General features: G+C 60.6%; 18 protein-coding genes. 12 read left to right on the top strand and 6 right to left on the bottom strand.

Annotated elements, in window-relative coordinates:
- Nucleotides 1–3: 3 nt before the first annotated feature.
- Entirely contained in the window at nt 4–939 is a 936-nt protein-coding gene (locus ACR0J4_RS05410) for a 2-hydroxyacid dehydrogenase (RefSeq protein WP_170640442.1), read from the bottom strand.
- Nucleotides 940–1,065: 126 nt separating this feature from the next.
- Between ACR0J4_RS05410 and ACR0J4_RS05405 the strand changes: the two genes are divergently transcribed.
- From ACR0J4_RS05405 to ACR0J4_RS05390, 4 genes are all read left to right on the top strand, one after another.
- A complete protein-coding gene (locus tag ACR0J4_RS05405) occupies nt 1,066–2,301 on the top strand; it encodes an acyl-CoA dehydrogenase family protein (RefSeq protein WP_170640441.1) in 1,236 nt (411 codons plus the stop codon).
- Between the two features lie 8 nt (nt 2,302–2,309).
- Nucleotides 2,310–3,113: a thioesterase family protein gene (locus tag ACR0J4_RS05400; RefSeq protein ID WP_170640440.1), complete on the top strand. Its 804-nt coding sequence runs from the start codon at nt 2,310–2,312 to the stop codon at nt 3,111–3,113.
- A gap of 73 nt (nt 3,114–3,186) precedes the next feature.
- The gene (locus ACR0J4_RS05395) at nt 3,187–3,834 is read left to right on the top strand and encodes a DUF1007 family protein (RefSeq protein ID WP_170640439.1); all 648 of its coding nucleotides are present in this window, start codon (nt 3,187–3,189) and stop codon (nt 3,832–3,834) included.
- Nucleotides 3,819–4,781: a HoxN/HupN/NixA family nickel/cobalt transporter gene (locus ACR0J4_RS05390; protein WP_170640438.1), complete on the top strand. Its 963-nt coding sequence runs from the start codon at nt 3,819–3,821 to the stop codon at nt 4,779–4,781. The genes ACR0J4_RS05395 and ACR0J4_RS05390 overlap by 16 nt, the downstream gene beginning before the upstream one ends.
- A gap of 6 nt (nt 4,782–4,787) precedes the next feature.
- On the opposite strand, the gene truA is transcribed toward ACR0J4_RS05390, so the two are convergent.
- Nucleotides 4,788–5,552 (bottom strand): tRNA pseudouridine(38-40) synthase TruA, encoded by a 765-nt coding sequence (gene truA, locus ACR0J4_RS05385; RefSeq protein ID WP_170640436.1) that lies wholly within the window; start codon nt 5,550–5,552, stop codon nt 4,788–4,790.
- A gap of 107 nt (nt 5,553–5,659) precedes the next feature.
- Between truA and ACR0J4_RS05380 the strand changes: the two genes are divergently transcribed.
- From ACR0J4_RS05380 to ACR0J4_RS05350, 7 genes are all read left to right on the top strand, one after another.
- Nucleotides 5,660–7,075: a YcjX family GTP-binding protein gene (locus ACR0J4_RS05380; RefSeq protein WP_170640434.1), complete on the top strand. Its 1,416-nt coding sequence runs from the start codon at nt 5,660–5,662 to the stop codon at nt 7,073–7,075.
- The gene (locus ACR0J4_RS05375; protein ID WP_170640432.1) at nt 7,072–7,527 is read left to right on the top strand and encodes a GNAT family N-acetyltransferase; all 456 of its coding nucleotides are present in this window, start codon (nt 7,072–7,074) and stop codon (nt 7,525–7,527) included. The genes ACR0J4_RS05380 and ACR0J4_RS05375 overlap by 4 nt, the downstream gene beginning before the upstream one ends.
- Nucleotides 7,520–8,509 carry a YcjF family protein gene (locus ACR0J4_RS05370; protein ID WP_170640430.1) on the top strand — a complete coding sequence of 330 codons (990 nt, stop codon included), beginning with the start codon at nt 7,520–7,522 and terminating at the stop codon, nt 8,507–8,509. The genes ACR0J4_RS05375 and ACR0J4_RS05370 overlap by 8 nt, the downstream gene beginning before the upstream one ends.
- A gap of 59 nt (nt 8,510–8,568) precedes the next feature.
- Nucleotides 8,569–9,279, top strand: a complete 711-nt coding sequence (locus tag ACR0J4_RS05365) for a VIT1/CCC1 transporter family protein (protein WP_170639288.1) — start codon at nt 8,569–8,571, stop codon at nt 9,277–9,279.
- A gap of 216 nt (nt 9,280–9,495) precedes the next feature.
- Entirely contained in the window at nt 9,496–12,480 is a 2,985-nt protein-coding gene (gene ileS, locus ACR0J4_RS05360; RefSeq protein WP_170640428.1) for an isoleucine--tRNA ligase, read from the top strand.
- 137 nt (nt 12,481–12,617) lie between these two features.
- A complete protein-coding gene (locus ACR0J4_RS05355) occupies nt 12,618–13,073 on the top strand; it encodes a methylated-DNA--[protein]-cysteine S-methyltransferase (protein WP_170554793.1) in 456 nt (151 codons plus the stop codon).
- Nucleotides 13,074–13,149: 76 nt separating this feature from the next.
- Complete coding sequence (locus tag ACR0J4_RS05350) at nt 13,150–13,617, top strand: hypothetical protein (protein ID WP_170640426.1); 468 nt, start codon at nt 13,150–13,152, stop codon at nt 13,615–13,617.
- Here the strand turns inward: ACR0J4_RS05350 and ACR0J4_RS05345 are convergent.
- The 4 genes from ACR0J4_RS05345 to fsa form a co-directional block, all read right to left on the bottom strand.
- A complete protein-coding gene (locus tag ACR0J4_RS05345; RefSeq protein ID WP_170462290.1) occupies nt 13,602–14,315 on the bottom strand; it encodes a CDP-alcohol phosphatidyltransferase family protein in 714 nt (237 codons plus the stop codon). The two genes, ACR0J4_RS05350 and ACR0J4_RS05345, sit on opposite strands and share 16 nt — an antisense overlap.
- Before the next feature lie 88 nt (nt 14,316–14,403).
- A complete protein-coding gene (locus tag ACR0J4_RS05340) occupies nt 14,404–15,324 on the bottom strand; it encodes a tyrosine recombinase XerC (RefSeq protein ID WP_170640424.1) in 921 nt (306 codons plus the stop codon).
- The gene (locus ACR0J4_RS05335; RefSeq protein ID WP_170640422.1) at nt 15,321–16,028 is read right to left on the bottom strand and encodes a DUF484 family protein; all 708 of its coding nucleotides are present in this window, start codon (nt 16,026–16,028) and stop codon (nt 15,321–15,323) included. The genes ACR0J4_RS05340 and ACR0J4_RS05335 overlap by 4 nt, the downstream gene beginning before the upstream one ends.
- Before the next feature lie 198 nt (nt 16,029–16,226).
- Nucleotides 16,227–16,880, bottom strand: a complete 654-nt coding sequence (fsa, locus tag ACR0J4_RS05330; RefSeq protein WP_170354905.1) for a fructose-6-phosphate aldolase — start codon at nt 16,878–16,880, stop codon at nt 16,227–16,229.
- Between the two features lie 88 nt (nt 16,881–16,968).
- On the opposite strand from fsa, the gene ACR0J4_RS05325 reads away from it, so the two are divergent.
- Nucleotides 16,969–19,164 carry a primosomal protein N' gene (locus ACR0J4_RS05325; protein ID WP_170640420.1) on the top strand — a complete coding sequence of 732 codons (2,196 nt, stop codon included), beginning with the start codon at nt 16,969–16,971 and terminating at the stop codon, nt 19,162–19,164.
- Nucleotides 19,165–19,240 lie beyond the last annotated feature (76 nt).

Raw genomic sequence — 19,240 nt, 5'->3', positions numbered from 1 at the left:
GCTTCAATAGCCTCTGCCTCGGTCGATCTCGTGCAGCAGCAGCTGGCCTGAGGATAGCCGCTCGAAATTCCTGGCCACATCTGCAAGCGCATCCCCCAGATGCCAGCCCGAGACATGGGGCGTGATCGTCACGCAAGGATGCTGCCAAAGAGGGCTGTCCTGCGGTAAAGGCTCCTGAGAAGTGACATCAAGAACGGCGTGGCCGGGTGTGCCTGCGTCCAATGCAGCGATCAATGCGGTCTCGTCAATCAGATCGCCGCGCCCTGCGTTCAGTAGATGGCTTCCGGGCTTCATCGCGGCCAATATATCGACGCCAAACAGTCCGACGGTTTGCGGGGTCGAGGGTAAGATGGCGCAGACGTAGTCACACTGACCAAGCAGTTCAGGCAGGGCATCCTGACCTTGCAGGCAGGTCACGCCGTCAATTTGCTTTGGTGACCGGCTCCAACCCATGACCTGAAAGCCAAGGCCCTTCAGCATGAGGGCCGTGCGCGTGCCGATCGTGCCAAGACCCAGTACACCGACCTTTGTGTCTGACGTGATGCGCGGCGCTTTGGGGGACCATTCAGACTTGCGCTGGGCGGCTTCGTAGTCTCCCAAATGGCGCTGGGCGCGGAGGATATGGGCCAGAAACCACTCGGCGATTTCTTGCGCTGGGGCGTCCGGTCTCAGGCGAGCGACGCGGATATGATCGGGCAATTTGGGGTTGCCTACGATGGTTTCCACGCCAGCGCCCAGTTTCTGCACCAGTTTGAGGTTGGGCAGGCGCTCAATATGTGCATCCTGCAGCGTGCTGACCGCTACCATGGTGATTTCGGTTGGATCTCCGATCGTGTCCGGGGTGCGGACATCAGCGCCGGGCGACTGATGCAGGACCTCTTTGGCCAAATCCGCATCGCTGATCCAGTTGGACAGGCCGGTTTCGATCAAAAGTGCCATGGGTGCCTCATGTATTGGAAATAGATGGAGGTGACGTTCCGTCACGGAACTGGACAGGGTCCGGGCAGCTAAGCCATTCTTCAAGCGAAGGTAAAGCCCGAACCGATGGGCAACGGAGGAGCGTTCATGAACATGTCATTCGGTCTGCGCGAGGAAAACCGCGCCCTTTTGCAGCGCGTCGCAGATATGATCCGCGACGAGATCATGCCGCTGGAAGAGGAATATCAGGCCGAAATCGGCAAGGGTGACCGTTGGCAGTATACCGACCGTCAGGCGGAAATTCTTGAGGGGTTGAAAGCCAAGGCCAAAGCGGCCGGGCTTTGGAATTTTTGGCTGACCGACAGCGAAAAGGGCTTTGGTCTGACAACGGTCGAATACGCCTATTTCGCCGAAGAGATGGGCAAGACGCCTCTTGGGGCCGAGGTATTCAACTGCTCGGCCCCCGACACCGGAAACATGGAGGTGTTCGAGCGTTACGGCACCGAGAAGATGAAAGAGCAATGGCTGAAGCCTCTGCTCGAAGGGCGGATTCGCTCGGCCTATTTGATGACCGAGCCAGACGTGGCCTCATCTGACGCGACAAATGTGTCGATGTCCTGTGTGCGGGACGGGGATGACTATGTTCTCAATGGGGAGAAATGGTGGTCCTCGGGTGCGGGTGATCCGCGCTGCAAGGTTTACATCGTGATGGTCAAAACGGGTGGCGAGGATCAGCCGAAGCATCAGCGCCAGTCCATGATCGTGGTGCCAGCTGATACACCGGGGATCGAGATCCTGCGGCCCATGGAGGTCTATGGCCACGACGACGCCCCGCACGGGCATATGCACATCCGGTTCACCAATGTCCGCGTCCCGGCCGAAAACATCCTGCTGGGCGAAGGGCGCGGGTTCGAAATCGCGCAAGGTCGGTTGGGACCGGGTCGCATTCACCACTGCATGCGCGCCATCGGTCAGGCCGAAAGCGCGCTTGAGCAGATGTGCAAACGGTCGCTGCAGCGTGAGGCGTTCGGCAAGAAGCTGGCGCAGCTTGGGGCTAATTACGACATCATCGCCGAATGCCGGATGGAGATCGAAATGGCCCGTCTGCTATGCCTGAAAGCAGCTTGGTACATGGATCAGGGTGACGCGCGGGCGGCAGCGCCGTGGATCAGCCAGATCAAGGTGATTGCGCCTCAGGTCGCGTTGAAAGTCATTGACGAGGCGGTGCAGATGTTCGGAGCGCAAGGGATCAGTCAGGATACGCCGCTGGCCAATGCCTGGACCCATGTCCGCACGTTGCGCCTCGCCGATGGGCCGGACGCGGTGCATCGCCGTCAGGTCGCGCGTGCGGAGCTTAGGAAATACACTCAGGAAAAGGTCTGACGCCCCGTATGGCTACCTATGATTTCGAAGATCTCTCCTATTTTCATCAGCGAGGGGACGGGGCTTTTGTCGGCAATGATCCGGCGCGCGGTCCTTGGTCGGCGGAGCATTGTCACGCAGGGCCGGTGAGCGGCCTGATCGTGCGCGCGGCTGAAACCGAGGTCGGGCCCGAGAAGATGCTGACTCGCTTGACCGTCGATTTGCTGCGTCCTTTGCCCCTTGCTGGGTTGCGCGTGGCGGCTGAGACCACGCGCCATACCAGAACGCTCGCGACCACACGGGTGACGGTGCATGATCTGGACGACACCCTCTGTGCAACGGCAACTACGATGCATGTGGTGCGGCGGGATTTGGGCGAAGTGGCCAATGTCGAAACGCGGCCATTGCGCTTCGAAGATGCGGTCGAAGGCCCTTTCCCGATCGGAGAGCTGCGCCATGACTTCCCCGGTTTCGCGCACTATAGCGACATCAGATACGGGGCGGGGGACAGGCACGGCGTAGGACCGAAAACCGTGTGGATGCGGACCCCGAACTTGTTGGAGGGCGAGGTGCAATCCCCCATCCAATCGCTCTGTGCCTTGGGGGATTGCGGCAATGGAATCTCATGGAATGCCCCAACGGCTGAGATGGGGTTCATGAACACCGATCTGACCATCAACATCCACCGGGAGCCCACCTCGGACTGGCTGGCCTCGCAATCAATTTCACATTGGCAGCCCTCGGGAATCGGGATGTCGCAGTCGGTGCTGCATGACAGGCAGGGGCCTGTCGGAACGGCCCTACAAACGATTGTTCTGTTCCCGCCCAAGTGATCGGTCGGCCAGTTTCTGCATCGAGACCGGAAATCGCATTGCCGATGCGTACTTCGACGCCTATCTTGCCCTTATGCGATGGTTGTTCCCATTCCTGACCTGCTGCCTGCCGATCCCGGCCTTGGCCCACCCGCATGTCTTCATTGACACGGGGTTGGAGTTCATCGTGGACGAGGCCGGACAGCTGACTCATGTCCGCGTGACCTGGGCCTATGACGAGCTGTTCTCGCTGCTGCAACTGGAGGACATGAGGTTGGATCAGGATGGTGACGGCGCGCTGACCGATAGTGAGCAGCAGTTCCTGACCGGTTTTGATGCGCAATGGATGGAAGGCTATAACGGTGATCTGGTTGTGACCGCCAGCGGTGCCCCGGTTGCCTTGTCTGGCCCGTTGGAGCCGCATGCCACGACCGAAGATGGTCGCATCGTCACCACCCATCTGCGCGCTGTCGAAGGCGGATCTGTCCCGGCCGAAGCGATTTCGGCAAAAGCCTTCGATGAAACCTATTACACCGCCTACGACGTCACCCGTCCGGTCACCGTGTCCGGCCCGGCGACTTGTCTGCTCGAACGGATTGATCCGGATATCGACGGCCAATTGGCGCAGATGCAGGCCTTTCTCCTGACCCTGGATGCAGAATACGACCTTGAGGAAAACGATATCCCGCTTGTCGGCGAAAGCTTTGCGACCGAGATTTTGATTTCATGTCCAAATACCTGATTGTTCCCGTCGCTATCGCCTGTGGTCTGCTTTTGTGGTTCTGGGGCAGCGGCGGGTTTGACAGCCTAGCTGCTTGGGCGGCTGGCGAACAACGCGAATTCCAGAACCAGATCGCGCGTGCCCTTCGGGCGGCCCGCGCCGAACAACCTCAGGCGGTGGCAACACTGCTAACCGTTTGTTTCGCCTACGGGTTCTTTCATGCCATCGGCCCAGGGCACGGTAAGGTCCTGATCGGAGGCTACGGTCTGGGCCGTCAGGTCGCCTTCTGGCGCTTGTCGGCGATCAGCGTGCTGTCAAGCCTCGGGCAGGCCGTAACAGCAGTTGTTCTGGTCTATGCCGGGGTTCTGATATTCCAGTTGTCACGTGAGACACTGGTGGGCACGACAGAGCAGGTTATGGCGCCAATCAGCTATGCGGCCATCGCGGCCATTGGTTCGTGGCTGGTTTTTCGCGGGATGCGCAGTTTCGCGCGACGGTCCCGCAGCGATGCCGCGCATGGGCATTCTCACGACCATGAGCATCACCACGACCACCACCATGAGGAACACGAGCACCACCATCATCATCACCATGATGAGATCTGCTCGGATTGCGGCCATCGCCATGGCCCCAGCGCGGAAGAGGTCGCCAATGTCGGGTCACTGCGTGAGGCGCTCGTGCTGATCGCGGGCATCGCTGCGCGCCCCTGTACCGGGGCATTGTTCGTGCTGATCCTGACCTGGCAGATGGGAATCGCCATGGTCGGAATTGCCGGAGCTTTCGCGATGGCGCTGGGCACCGCGACTGTCACAACGCTGGTCGGTTGGACGTCCTTTGGCCTGCGGGGTGGGTTGCTTGCCTCGGCCTCGGCCACCCGATTTGCGTCGATACTGGCCCCGACCATCGAACTGGTGGCAGGGCTAGTGATTGTCGTGATTGCCAGCGGCCTGTTGTTGCGCGCGATTTAAAGCGATCTAGAAAACCGGATCAGGGTAACCGACCCGTGCCAGATACAGCCCTTGCGGCGGGCAAACCGGCCCGCAGGCGGCGCGATCTTCGGCCTCTAGCGCGTCGCGCACATCCTCGGGTGACCACGACCCCGCGCCAACACGTTCAAGCGTTCCCACAAAGCTGCGCACCTGATTGTGCAGGAATGACCGCGCCCGAACGTGAAAATGCACCTCGGGGCCGGAGAAACCCTGCACCTGCTCCACCCGCAACTCATCCAGAGTTTTCACCGGGTTGGCCGCCTGACAGATCGAGGATCGGAAAGTGGTGAAATCATGCCGCCCGATCAACATATCCGCACCCGCCTGCATGGCCTCGACATCCAGCTGATGATTGATCTGCCAAACCTGCCCTTTGTCATGGGTCGCAGGCGCGCGGCGCATCAGGATGCGGAACAGGTATTGACGTTCAACCGCCGTAAAGCGCGCGTGCCAGTCATCAGCGACCCGCGCAGCCTGAACAATCGCCACCGGCTGCGGCTTAAGGTGATAGTTCAACGCCTCGGACAGACGGAACGGATCCCACTCCTTGACCAGATCGCAATGCGCCACTTGCCCCAGCGCATGCACACCCGCATCGGTGCGCCCGGCGGCAGCAATGGTGTGATCACCCGGCTGGATGCGGGACAGGGCGTGCTCAATGGCCCCTTGCACCGAGGGCAGCTCTTTCTGGCGTTGCCATCCGGCAAACGGTTCCCCTTGGTATTCGACTTTCAAAGCATATCTGGGCATGGGCCGCTGGTAGCGCGCGACGCGCAAACGGGCAAGGGGGCGAAAGCGCTGGCATGTCCGGCAGCGGCTACCTATCTTGGGCGAAACGATTATTGCGGGGCGACAATTTGGTCATCTCATCCCTGGCAGACAGTCTTGTGCGCAGCGTCGAATCCATCGGCGACAGCGTGTCCGAGACGTTTTTCGAGCCGGTCATCCGTCTGGGCGTCACCGGTCTGGCGCGCTCCGGCAAGACGGTTTTCATCACGTCACTGGTGGCAAACCTGCTGGACCGGGGCCGCATGAGCGGCCTGGTCGCGCAGCAAGAGGGGCGCATCAGCGCGGCCTACCTGCAACCGCAACCGGACGACACGGTCCCTCGGTTCGACTACGAATCCCACCTCTCTGACCTGACTGGCCCACAACCGCACTGGCCCGAAAGCACCCGCGCGGTGTCCGAGCTGCGCCTGTCCTTCAAGGCGCGACCTGCCGGGTTGCTGGCAGGGCTTCAGGGACCGCGCACCGTACATCTGGACATCGTGGACTATCCCGGCGAGTGGCTTCTGGACCTTGCGTTGCTGGACAAATCCTATGCCGACTGGTCGCAGGAGGTGCTGTCGCGCATCGAAAACCGCCCCGAAGCGGCCGAGTTTCTGGCGCAGGCCCGTGGAGCCGATCTGACTGCGGAGCATGATGAGCCGACCGCACAGGCTCTGGCCGCTGCCTTCACGGCCTATCTGAACACCGCGCGGGACGCTGGTTTCTACGACTGCACGCCGGGTCGTTTTTTGTTGCCTGGCGATCTGGCAGGCTCTCCGGTTCTGACCTTTGCGCCTTTGCCAGTCTCCGACCCCTCGCGCCGCCGCACCCTGCAGCGCGAGATGGAGCGGCGCTACGAGGCTTATAAATCCCAAGTGGTGAAGCCCTTCTTCCGCGATCATTTCTCGCGCATCGACCGTCAGGTTGTGCTGGTCGATGCGTTGGGCGCAATCCACAAAGGCCCGCAAGCGGTCGAGGATATGCGCCGCGCCATGGGCGATATCCTCTCGGCCTTCCGTCCGGGGCGCAACGCGTGGCTCAGCCAGTTGTTGCTGGGCAAACGGGTTGAACGCATTCTGTTTGCGGCCACCAAAGCCGACCACCTGCACCACACACAACACCCCCGCCTGACCGCGATCATGGAGGCACTGACCCGTGAGGCGCGGGATCGGGCGAGCTTCGCTGGCGCTGAAACGGCGGCCCTGTCGCTGGCCTCTCTGCGCGCGACGACGGAAGAGATGCGCAGCCATAACGGAACCGAGCTGCCCTGCGTTCGGGGCACCTTGCTGGACAGTGGCAAACAAGCCGCCTTCTACCCCGGAGAGCTGCCGGATGATCCATCCCATCTGCTCGGCCCGGCCCGGAACGGGGCCGAGGCGTGGCTTGGCGATGACTATGGTTTCATGTCCTTCGCTCCGGCCCAGTTGACGCTGCGCGCGGGCGACGGTCCGCCGCATATCCGGCTGGACAGGGCCGCGCAGTTTCTGATCGGAGACCGGCTGTGACCGTTACCATCCGCCCCGCCCGCAGCACCGATGCCGGTGCAACCGGAGAGATCCTGCACGGGTTTTCGCGCGAGAATGACTGGATGCCCGATCTCCACAGCGGCGCCGAAACCATCGCATTTTGCGGCCGTATGATTGATCAAAGCTGGGTTACCGTTGCCGAGGTTTCGGACTCAGTGGTTGGATTTTTGGCCCTGAACGGAACGGATGTACATTCACTGTATTTAACGCCTGCTGCGCGCGGGCAGGGGATCGGCAAGCGGTTGCTCGATCATGCGAAGGCGCAGCACTCGCGGCTGACGCTGTTTGCATTTCAGGCCAACACCGGCGCGTGCAGGTTCTATGAACGCAACGGCTTTGCCGAGGTCGCCCGAAGCGACGGGGCGGACAACGATGAAAACCTGCCTGACATCAAATATGTCTGGCGTAGTGAAGGGGCAGCGAATGGCTAAAGGCCCGGTTCTGATCGATCTCGAAGCAGACGAACCCGCCGCTGACGTGGCCAAGGCCCCTCCGGTGCCCGATCTGGCGGTACCTCAAGGGCAGGCCATGCAAAGCGCGGCGCGATTTGCCGCCCGCAAACCCTCGGCCTTGGCGCGTTGGTTCTGGGGGTTGGCGCTGGCGGTACTCGGGGCTGCTATTTCGGTCGCCGCATGGGATTTCGCGACCTCGCTGATTGCACGCGCGCCCATTCTGGGCTGGGTTGTCACCGGTTTGATCGGAGCTTTGGTCCTTGTTGCGCTGATCATCGCCGTCCGGGAACTGGCTGCAATTGGCCGCCTGTCCCGCGTTGACGGATTGCGCCGCGCAGCGGATGAGGCCTTGGCGGATGCCGATCTGACCAAAGCGCGGGCGGTCACAACCCGCTTGATTGCATTCTACAAGGGCCGGGATGAGACCAAATGGGGCCGTGATCGGCTGTCCGAACGTATGTCAGAACAATTCGACGCCTCTGGCCTGCTGGCTTTGGCCGAGGATGAACTGCTGGCCCCCTTGGACGCCGCCGCCAGTCGCGAGGTTGAGGCAGCAGCCCGGCAGGTGGCCACGGTCACGGCCTTGGTGCCCCTGGCCCTTGCGGATGTGGTCACGGCCCTTGCGGCCTCGTTGCGAATGATCCGGCGGGTGGCCGAGATTTATGGTGGGCGGGCCGGGTTTCTGGGAAGCTGGCGCCTGACGCGCGCCGTTTTCGTGCATCTCGTGGCGACCGGTGCGGTGGCCGTCGGCGACGATCTGCTGGAGCCTGTTCTGGGTGGATCGGTCCTCAGTAAACTGTCGCGACGCTTTGGCGAAGGATTGGTGAACGGTGCCCTCAGCGCCCGAGTCGGAGTGGCCGCGATGGAGGTGTGTCGACCTTTGCCTTTCTCGGATCGTCACAAGCCGTCGGTCCGAACGATGATCAAAAGGGCGTTGCAGGGGCTGTTCAGTAAGACTTGATCTGACGCAAAGCGGTATGGCACGCCATTCGTCACAGTGAATGTGACAGAAAGCGAGCCATGACAGATCACGGTCACAGCCAGCAGGAAATCGAACAGAGAATTAGCGACCCGCCCGGGCGGGGCGTTTTGCGTGACATCGTGTACGGAGGCATCGACGGGTCGGTCACCACATTCGCGATCGTTGCTGGTGTTGCAGGTGCCGGGTTGTCCTCGTTCGTAATTGTCGCTCTGGGCTTGGCAAATGTGTTGGCCGACGGGTTTTCAATGGCAGTCGGCAACTATTCAGGCACCAAGGCCGAACTGGACAATATTAAACGCATTCGAGCCATCGAACAGCGTCATATCGCGCTCTACCCAGATGGCGAACGCGATGAGGTGCGCGAGATCCTTGCGCAGAAAGGTTTGTCCGGGCAGGTGCTGGAGGATGCGACAGAGGCTATCACCGCGGACCGCGAAAACTGGATCAACCTGATGATTGAGGGCGAATACGGGCTTGGCAGCGTCGATCCGCATCCCGTGAAGGCTGCGATGGCCACGTTTCTGGCCTTTCTGGTGGCCGGGATGGTTCCTTTACTGCCGTTTTTGCTGGCTCTGGACAACGCTTTCACTGTCTCTGTCTGTATGACCATGGGGGTGTTTTTCGCCATCGGAGCGCTGAAAAGCCGATGGTCGCTGACCCCGTGGTGGCGCTCGGGGCTTGAGACGTTTGCAATCGGTGGCGCGGCGGCCATGATTGCCTATTTCGTGGGGTCGTTGTTTCACCCTTAGCCCGATGATGTAGCGCCATTCGTCGCATGGGGCGGAGCCTCTGGACCATCTGGCATGGGCGGCTTATAAGCGCCCCCATGTATGACCGGATGGCCATCATTATTCGAATTATATCCCCGGCGCTCTGACCCTCTGAGACGCCGGGCAAAGGTGTTTGAGACTTCGCACCGACCGCTTCGATCCTAGTACGACCAGATCATCCAAAGGACGCCCCAAATGTGCGCCGACACGATCCAGACACCTGACTACAAAGACACGCTGAACCTGCCCAAGACTGAATTCCCCATGCGCGCCGGATTGCCCAAGCGCGAACCCGCATGGCTGGAGCGTTGGGAAAAGATCGGCGTCTACGACCGCCTGCGCGAGAAAGAAGGCCGTAAGCCTTTCACCCTGCATGACGGCCCACCCTACGCGAACGGTCACCTGCATATCGGCCACGCGCTGAACAAGACGATCAAGGACATGATCGTGCGATCGCATCAGATGATGGGTTTCGACGCGCGCTATGTGCCCGGTTGGGACTGCCACGGTCTGCCCATCGAGTGGAAGATCGAGGAACAGTACCGCAAGAAGGGCAAGAACAAGGACGAGGTGAACATCGTCGACTTCCGTCAGGAGTGCCGCAAGTTCGCAGAAGGCTGGATCGACATCCAGCGCGAAGAGTTCAAGCGCCTGGGTATCACTGGCAACTGGCCCGATCCGTACATCACGATGGACTATCATGCCGAGGCGGTGATCGCCGACGAGTTTATGAAGTTCCTGATGAACGGCACGCTCTATCAGGGTTCTAAGCCGGTTATGTGGTCGCCCATCGAAAAAACCGCTCTGGCCGAGGCCGAGGTTGAGTATCACGACAAGGAAAGCTTCACGATCTGGGTGAAGTTCAAGGTTGTCCCGCAAGCGGTTGCTGGCTTCACTTCCGAAATCTCCTCTGAAGCGCTTGCCGACAAAGCCGCAGAAGTTGCGATCTCTACCGACTTGGTTGGCGCGCAAGTGGTGATCTGGACCACGACCCCGTGGACCATGCCGTCGAACAAAGCCGTGGTGTATGGCAAGGACATCTCTTACGGCCTCTACGAAGTCACCGGCGCGCCCGAGGAATGCTGGGCCGCTGTGGGTGACAAGTTCCTGCTGGCCGACAATCTGGCCGCCGACGTACTGGGCCGCGCGCGTCTGAACGACGACCAGTGGTCCCGTGTGAGAGGGGTCTCCGCAGATGAGCTGGCAAAACTCAATCTCAAGCACCCGCTGGCCGGGGCCGAGGGCGGCAATGGCGAATGGGACGACATCCGCGACTTCCGCGCCGCTGAGTTCGTGACCGATACCGAAGGCACCGGCTTTGTCCACTGTGCGCCCTCGCACGGGATGGAGGAATTCGAGCTGTACCGCGATCTGGGCATGCTGGAACAGGTCATCACCTATAACGTGATGGACGATGGCTCGTTCCGCGCCGATCTGCCGTTCTTTGGCGGCAAGTATATCCTGTCCCGCAAAGGCGGCGAAGGTGATGCAAATAAGGCGGTCATCGACAAGCTGGTCGAGGTCGGCGGGCTGCTGGCGCGTAGCAAAATCAAGCACAGCTATCCGCATTCGTGGCGCTCGAAGGCTCCGATCATCTATCGTAACACGCCGCAGTGGTTTGCCTCGGTGGATCGTAAGCTGGAGGACGGCATGGGCGAGATGGGTGATACCATCCGCGAACGCGCCCTGAGATCGATTGATGAACTGGTGAAATGGACGCCGCAGACCGGTCGTAACCGCCTGTATTCCATGATCGAAGCGCGCCCGGATTGGGTTCTGTCACGTCAGCGCGCCTGGGGTGTACCGCTGACCTGCTTTACCAAGAAAGGCGCTCTGCCTACCGACTCGGATTACCTGCTGCGCAACGCAGACCTGAACGCGCGCATCAAGGCCGCGTTCGAGAAAGACGGCGCAGATATCTGGTACACTGACGGGTTCAAAGAGAAGATCCTTGACGGCATCGCCAATCCGGATGACTACGATCAGGTCTTCGACGTGTTGGACGTGTGGTTCGACTCTGGGTCCACCCATGCCTTCGTTCTGCGCGACCGTGAGGACGGCACCGAAGATGGCATCGCCGATGTCTACATGGAAGGCACCGACCAGCACCGCGGTTGGTTCCATTCGTCGATGCTGCAGGCCTGCGGCACCAAAGGCCGTGCGCCCTACCGCAACGTGGTGACCCATGGTTTCACGCTGGATGCCAAGGGCAACAAGATGTCCAAATCGCTGGGCAACACCATCGTGCCGGAGGAGGTCGTCAAGCAATATGGCGCCGATATCCTGCGTCTGTGGGTGGCTCAGACCGACTATACCGCCGACCAGCGGATCGGGCCGGAAATCCTGAAAGGCACCGCCGACAGCTATCGCCGTCTGCGCAACACGATGCGGTTCATGCTGGGATCATTGGCCGACTTCACCGAGGCCGACCGCGTCGCGCCCGAGGATATGCCGCGTCTGGAACGCTGGGTCCTCAGCCGTCTGGCCGATCTGGATGAGCAGGTCCGAAAAGGTTATGCAGAATTCGATTTCCAGGGCGTGTTCAGCGCGGTCTTCACCTTTGCCACGGTTGATTTGTCGTCCTTCTACTTCGACGTCCGCAAGGACGCGCTGTATTGCGATGGCGACAGCCTGCGCCGCCGCGCGGCCCGTACCGTGCTGGATATCCTGTTCCACCGTCTGACCACATGGTTGGCACCAGTTCTGGTCTTCACCATGGAAGAGGTTTGGTTGGAGCGGTTCCCCGGCGACGACAGCTCGGTCCATCTGGTGGATTTCCCGGAGACACCGGTGGATTGGCGTGATGCCGAGTTGGAAGAGGCCGTTGCTAAGGTCCGCCGTGTTCGCCGCGCCGTGACTGCCGCGCTAGAGGTTCAGCGTCAGGACAAGGTGATCGGATCCAGCCTTGAGGCGGCTCCGATCGTGCATGTCGAAGATCAGGAAACTGTTGCGCTGTTGGCGACTTTTGATGTGGACGATCTGTGCATCACCTCGGGCTTGACGATCTCCAAGAATCCGGCCCCGGCCGAAGCCTTCCGCGTGCCCGAGATTGAGGGCGTTGGTGTGGTTTTTGAGAAGGCGGAAGGCGACAAATGCCAGCGGTGCTGGAAGATTCTGCCCGACGTGGGACGGCATAGGCATGCAGGCGTCTGTGGACGCTGCGATGACGCGCTGAACTGAAGCACTTCTTGAGTGCGGTGAGCGGAGTCTTTTGCGAGGCTCTGCCTCGCGCTCCGAGGTATTTTTGAACAGAAGAAGAGGCGGGCGTGGCGCGTTATGGGTTGCGCTTTGCCTGCAAAGACTGGCAGCCTTCGGTCATGCCGATGATTGCAGTACAGACCCAGTTCGGGTGTCTTGGGGTTGAGGAACAGGACGGGGCGATTACGCGTCTTGTCTGGGACGGTGTGAGCGACGGGCCCGAGACGCCGTTGTTGCGTGAAGCGGCGGCGCAGCTGACGGCCTATGATGACGGGCGGCTTGAGCGGTTCGATCTGCCTTATCATGTTTTAGGGTCCGCGTTTCAGCGTCAGGTCTGTGATTTGATGTACGCGATTCCGCTCGGCGAAACCCGTACCTATGGGGATATCGCCAAGGAGCTGGGGCAGCCGCCTCAGCCTGTGGGGCAGGCCTGTGGGGCGAACCCGATCCCTGTCATCATACCGTGCCATCGTGTGCTGGCGGCCAATGGGTTGGGCGGGTTCTCGGGCGATGGTGGAGTTGAGACCAAAGTGGCCCTTTTGCTGCACGAAAAGGCGGCGGGTCTGTTGATCTGATCGGTGAAAACCTGTTGCATTCCAACGTCTCGAGCCTCACCTTGTTTCAAAAGGAGAGTTCGAAGGATCCCATTGAATGACCGAACAAGCAGAACGCGCCGCAGAAAAGAAAGCCATCGTTGACCGACTGATGTCGCTAGAGGCGCAGGAACTGGCCACGGCCCAGGCGCATTACGACGCCTTTTTGAAAGATGCCCAACTGGATGACCGAGAAGGGCATGACAAGGACGATATCGCCGCCTCGCGCGAGAATGCGGACCTTGCTGCGGCGTTCGACGCGCCGGTACACGCGCATCATGCCAAGATCGACGTGATCGAGAACACTAATTTCGGTATCACTGATACGGTTCAGCCCGGCGCGGTCATCAAGTTCAACAATCGCCGGTTTGTTGTCTGCGTCTCGACCACTCGGTTCGACGTGGACGGCAAGACCTATATGGGTATCTCAACCCAGAGCCCAATTTATCTCGCCATGATTGGCCTGCAGGCAGGCGATGTCTTCACCCATAACGGGACCGAGTTTGAGGTTCAGGACGTTTTGTAATCGGCGCTTTTGCGTTGCGGAATGATCTGCTGCGCAATGCCTGCGAAGACCAGATACAGGCTAGTCACAACTAGCCCCCAATGCGCCCAGCTTTCCGGGTGGAAATCTACCCAGGCCGCCCAACCGGCAAAGAAGGTCCAGGCCAGTGCCATGGGCAGGGTCACGCTGCGCCAGCGCTCGGTGCGGACGGGGTGAACGAATTTCAAGGGCAGGAACATGGCTATAGCCAAAAGGGTTACCAGAACGAGGCTGACCCAGAAGTTTGGCTCGAGTGCGAAGACCACGATGACAAACATGTTCCAGCATCCGGGAAAGCCGGAGAACGAGTTGTCTTTGGTCTTCATCCGCGTGTCGGCAAAGTACATGGCGCTGGCGAATGTGATGACGATGATCGCAAACCATCCTGTCCAGCCATCCATCAAGCCGGATTTAAACAGTGCATAGGCCGGTATGAACACATAGGTCAGGTAGTCGATGATGAGATCCAACAGGACACCATCAAACTCGGGCGCATTTTTCTTTACGTGATAATGGCGGGCCAAGGGGCCGTCGATGCCGTCGACGATGAAGGACACCACAAGCCACAGATACATCAGGCTCCATTTTTCATCCACGGCCGCCAGCATGGCGAGCATTGCGAAAACGGCTCCGGTTGCAGTGAAAAGATGAACGGCAAGCGCTTTGAATCTAAGTGTCATGCCCGTGTCATGAAGGATGTGAGAGGCAGATGCAAAGCAAAAAGACAGTTTGGTTGCAAGCACATTGAGGATGCTATGCTTTTGAACCTCAGGCCTTTGGGTGGGCGCGGTTATAGACCTCCATCAGGCGGGCGGTATCGACGGCCGTATAGGTCTGGGTGGTGGAGAGCGAGGCGTGGCCCAGAAGCTCTTGAATAGCGCGCAAGTCCCCACCGGCTGAGAGCAGATGCGTAGCGAAACTGTGCCGCATGGCGTGGGGTGTTGCGGTTGCAGGCAGGCCGAGCTGCATGCGGGCCTTCGACATGACCTCTTGGATCGCGCGGGGGTTCAGTGCTCCGCCCCGGACACCGCGAAACAGGGCTAGGCTGTCCGATTTCGGGTGCGGGCAGAGTCGGAGATAGTGGTCCACCGCTTCGCGCGCCGCAGGAAGGACCGGGACGATCCTTTCCTTGTTGCCTTTGCCTGTAATGCGCAGGGTTGCTGGCAGGGGGGCATCTGCGCCGGTCAGAGACAGCGCCTCGGAGATGCGCAGCCCGCAACCGTAGAGCAGCGTGACAACAGCCACGTCACGGGCCGAGACCCAGTCATTGCTGGATTGCAACTCAACCGTTTCAATCATGGCGCGAGCTGCGTCCTCGGCCAGAGGGCGGGGGAGCTTTTTGGTGAATTTCGGCGCGCGGGTTGATAGGACGGCTGTTGGTTCGAACCCTTCACGCTCGGCCAGCCAACGGTAGAAACTTTTGACGGCTGACAGCTTTCGGGCCAGAGAGCGCGCGCCCACACCGCTTTGGCGTTGATCGGCCATCCAAGCGCGCATGTCCGAGACAGAAATGCGTTCGAGCGCGGCGATGCCCTGGCGGTCCCCATGGTGGAGGGTCATGAACGACAGGAAATCAGTCACATCCCCGCGATAGGCGCTTTGGGTGTTCTGAGACCGCCCTGCCAGAGCGCCCAGGCTCTCCAACCAATGTTGGAGCGCATCTCGGCAGGCTGGCGAAATCAGGCTCACGACAGCCAGTGGCGCATCGAGCGTTCGAACACGCCAGCAAAGAACGACAATAGATCGGTTCCAAGTTGCGGCGTGAAATGCCTAGGGTCCGAGGCCCCCATGACAATCAGACCGGGCAGGCGACCGGTTCCAAGATCCAGCTTGAGGCAGGCCTCGGACCTGAGTTGAGCGGCAAGAGTTCCGAACACGCGCTGGTTTGGCTTCTGGATTTCGCGCAAGATGACATCGCGCGCGGGACCGCCACGATCATAGGTGAGGTATTGGTCGACAAAGCCCGGTTCGACAACCGTGAGCGTACCATCCAGCTTGTCGATTGCGGGATCGTTCATAAGGGCGGTGGTTTCAAGCACCAGTGTGATGCGCTGGACCCGCAGGATTTCGGCTACATCCTGGCCGAGGACGCGCAGGAAGTCTTCGAACTCAACCGGTTCCAGAAGACGCAGAATGGCGCGGTGGACCTGATTGGTCCCGGCCAGGTTTTCATAGGCTGCGGCTATGACGGACCGGTGCGTGTCTTCCAAGCGGTCCAGTCTGGCCTCAAGCCGTTGCATGGCGATGCCGCGTAGGTCGATGACGTTGTCGCCTCGGGCCTGTTCATTGGCGTCCACCAGTGCCTGCATCAGATCTTTGTCATCCAGCAAAGCATCAGGCTTGGCCAGAATCGCGGCTCTGAGGTTGTCCTCGAGTTTTGGGTTGCTGCTCATGTCCCGTCCGGTCGTTTTTTGTTTTGGCGGCTTATAGCACGGCCAACCGGAATTACCTTGGGAAAAATGCACGTCTGGGTGGATTTCGTTTTGCGCTGTGTCCGGAGTGCTCCCGCCTGTTTAGCGCTGATCTGAGATCAGCCCCGCACAGTTGGGCCGGGCGCGGTGCCTGTCGGCACCGCGCGGTCGTGCAAAGGGTCAGAGGATTTTCTGACCAGTTTTGGCCCAGTCTGCCAGGAAGGTTTCCAGACCTTTGTCGGTCAGCGGGTGGTCGGCCAGTTTCTTGATGACGGCAGGCGGTGCGGTGATCACGTCGGCACCAATGCGCGCGCTGTCGGTCACGTGGTTCACGGTGCGGATCGAGGCGGCGAGGATTTCGGTCTCGAACCCGTAGTTGTCGTAGATCTGGCGGATATCGGCGATCAGATCCATGCCGTCGAGGTTGATGTCGTCGAGACGGCCGATGAAGGGCGAGATGAAGGTTGCGCCCGCTTTGGCGGCCAAAAGCGCCTGATTGGCCGAGAAGCACAGGGTCACGTTGACCATCTGGCCTTCGTCAGACAGGGTTTTGCAGGTTTTCAGACCGGCCCATGTCAGTGGGACTTTGACCGCGATGTTCGGCGCGATCTGGGCCAGCTTGCGGCCTTCGGCGATCATGTCGTCGGCCTCGGTGGCGACAACTTCGGCGGACACGGGGCCGTCGACCAGATCACAGATCTCTTTGGTGACTTCAAGAATGTCGCGACCTGACTTCAGGATCAGCGAAGGGTTGGTGGTGACGCCGTCCACCATGCCTAGGTCGTTCAGTTCGGCAATGGCGTCGATCTCGGCAGTGTCTACGAAGAATTTCATGCGGGCAGTCCTTTGATGGGTTGGCCTTGGTCGCGGATGGCTTTACCTCAAAGAGACCCCTGCTGGAACCCCCTGCATAGGATATGCTGTGAGCGCTAACGGATTTTTCGACGAAGGAGAGCTGGTTGCGGTGTTGACCACGCAGCCTCTGGACCGGACGTTGGACTACAAAGCGCCCGAGGGCGGGTGCTTTCTGGGTGCGTTTGTCGAGGTGCCATTGGGGCCGCGCAAGGTGCTGGGCGTGGTTTGGGGGCCGGGGCAGGGCGGGTTCGATCTGGCCAAGGCGCGGTCCGTGATCCGGGTACTTGAAGTTGCACCCATGCGCGAAGAGATGCGGGTGTTTCTGGGGAAAGTGGCGGACTACACGCTGACACCGATGCCTGCGATGCTGCGCCTTGCAACCCGCGCGCCGGGCTTGGGGGATCCGCCCTCGATGCGTAAGGTCTACCGGTTGGGTGCATCTGAACCGGATCGGATGACCGATGCCCGCACCCGGGTGCTTGAGGTGTTGAAAGAATATGGCGGGCTGGCCTTTACCTTAAAGGAACTGGCCGAGCAGGCCGGGGTAACCACCTCTGTCGTCAAAGGGTTGGTGAAACTGGGCGCTGTTCGGGAAGAGGATAGTCCACGCGATTTGCCCTATCCTCATCTCGACCCCGAGTTGCCCGGCAAAGACCTGACCGAGGACCAGGCGACAGCCGTGGCGCGTCTGCAGGCGGGCCAGCGGACCGGCAACTATGGCACAACGCTGCTAAAAGGTGTGACGGGTTCGGGCAAAACTGAGGTCTATCTGGAGGCTGTCGCCGAAGCATTGCGCATGGGGCGACAGGCGCTGGTTCTGCTGCCCGAGATTGCGCTGACGGCCGAATTCCTGACCCGTGTCGAGGCCCGGTTCGGTGCCCGCCCAGCCGAGTGGCATTCAGGGGCCACGATGACCGAACGTCGCCGGGTTTGGCGGATGGTCGGGCAGGGCGATGCGCAACTTGTTGTGGGCGCGCGCTCGGCCCTTTTCCTGCCATTCCGTGATTTGGGTCTGGTTGTGGTCGATGAGGAACACGACACCTCATATAAACAGGAAGACGGCGTGCATTACAGCGCGCGGGACATGGCGGTTCTGCGCTCGGCCATTTGCGGCGGGCGGGTGATTCTGGCCAGCGCGACGCCCTCGTTGGAAAGCTGGGCCAATGCCGAGGCGGGCAAATATGAGCGGCTGGACCTGACCTCACGCTTCGGGGCGGCGGTTCTGCCCGAGATGAAGCCCATCGACATGCGCGCCGAGCAGATGCAGCCAGGGACGTGGATTTCTCCGTCCTTGCGGCAGGCGGTCCAGCAACGGATCGAAAAGGGTGAACAATCACTGCTGTTCATCAACCGCCGGGGCTATGCACCGGTTACTTTGTGCCGAGCCTGTGGGGAGCAGATCGCCTGCGATCACTGCGACGCGCGGATGGTGGAGCACCGGTTCCTCAAGCGCCTGATGTGCCATCAATGCGGCGAGACCAAGCCGATGCCCGAGGCATGCCCCTCTTGCGGGGTCGAAGGGAAACTGGCCCCGGTCGGGCCAGGGATCGAACGGCTGGCGGAAGAGGCCGAGGCGACGTTCCCCGAGGCCAAGATTGCGATGCTCAGTTCTGACCTGTTCGGCTCGGCCCGCGCGTTGAAGGCCAAGATCGAAGAAATTGCCAAAGGGGATGCAGATATCGTCATCGGCACGCAGCTGGTGGCGAAGGGGCATAACTTTCCCAAGCTGACGCTGGTGGGAGTTATTGATGCCGATCTCAGCCTACACGGCGCAGATTTGCGCGCGGCTGAGCGGACGTTTCAACTGATGCGACAGGTGGCCGGACGTGCGGGGCGCGCAGACAAGCCGGGGCAGGCGCTGCTACAGACGTTTCAGCCCGAGCATCCGGTCATCCGCGCCATTCTGTCGGGTGATGAGGAAGGCTTCTGGAAGGCCGAAGCTGCCGGTCGCCAAGCCGCTGGTGTGCCGCCTTATGGGCGCATGGCGGGGATCGTGCTGTCCGGGCCCGAGGTCGCTCCGGTCTTTGACATCGGTAACGCGATGGCGCGTAATGATGCGCCGTTGCGTGAGATTGGAGGTCAGGTCTTTGGTCCGGCCCCTGCGCCGATTGCCCGCATCCGGGGCAGGCATCGCGTACGCCTTTTGGTCAAGGCCCCCAAGGGCGCGCCCATTCAGGACGCCATCGCCCGCTGGATCGCGCCGCTGCGCCTGAAAGGGCATATCCGCCTGACCGTCGATATCGACCCGCAGAACTTTTACTGACCTCTGCACAGGCGCAGAGCGAATGTGCGCTGGGATCTCTCCTCTCGCCAAAGCGCAAAAATCGGCGTAGAGGGAG

The sequence above is a fragment of the Ruegeria sp. B10 genome (assembly GCF_056539825.1).
The sequence above is the reverse complement of the archived record's forward strand: the minus strand, read 5'-3'. Positions and strand labels throughout refer to the sequence as shown.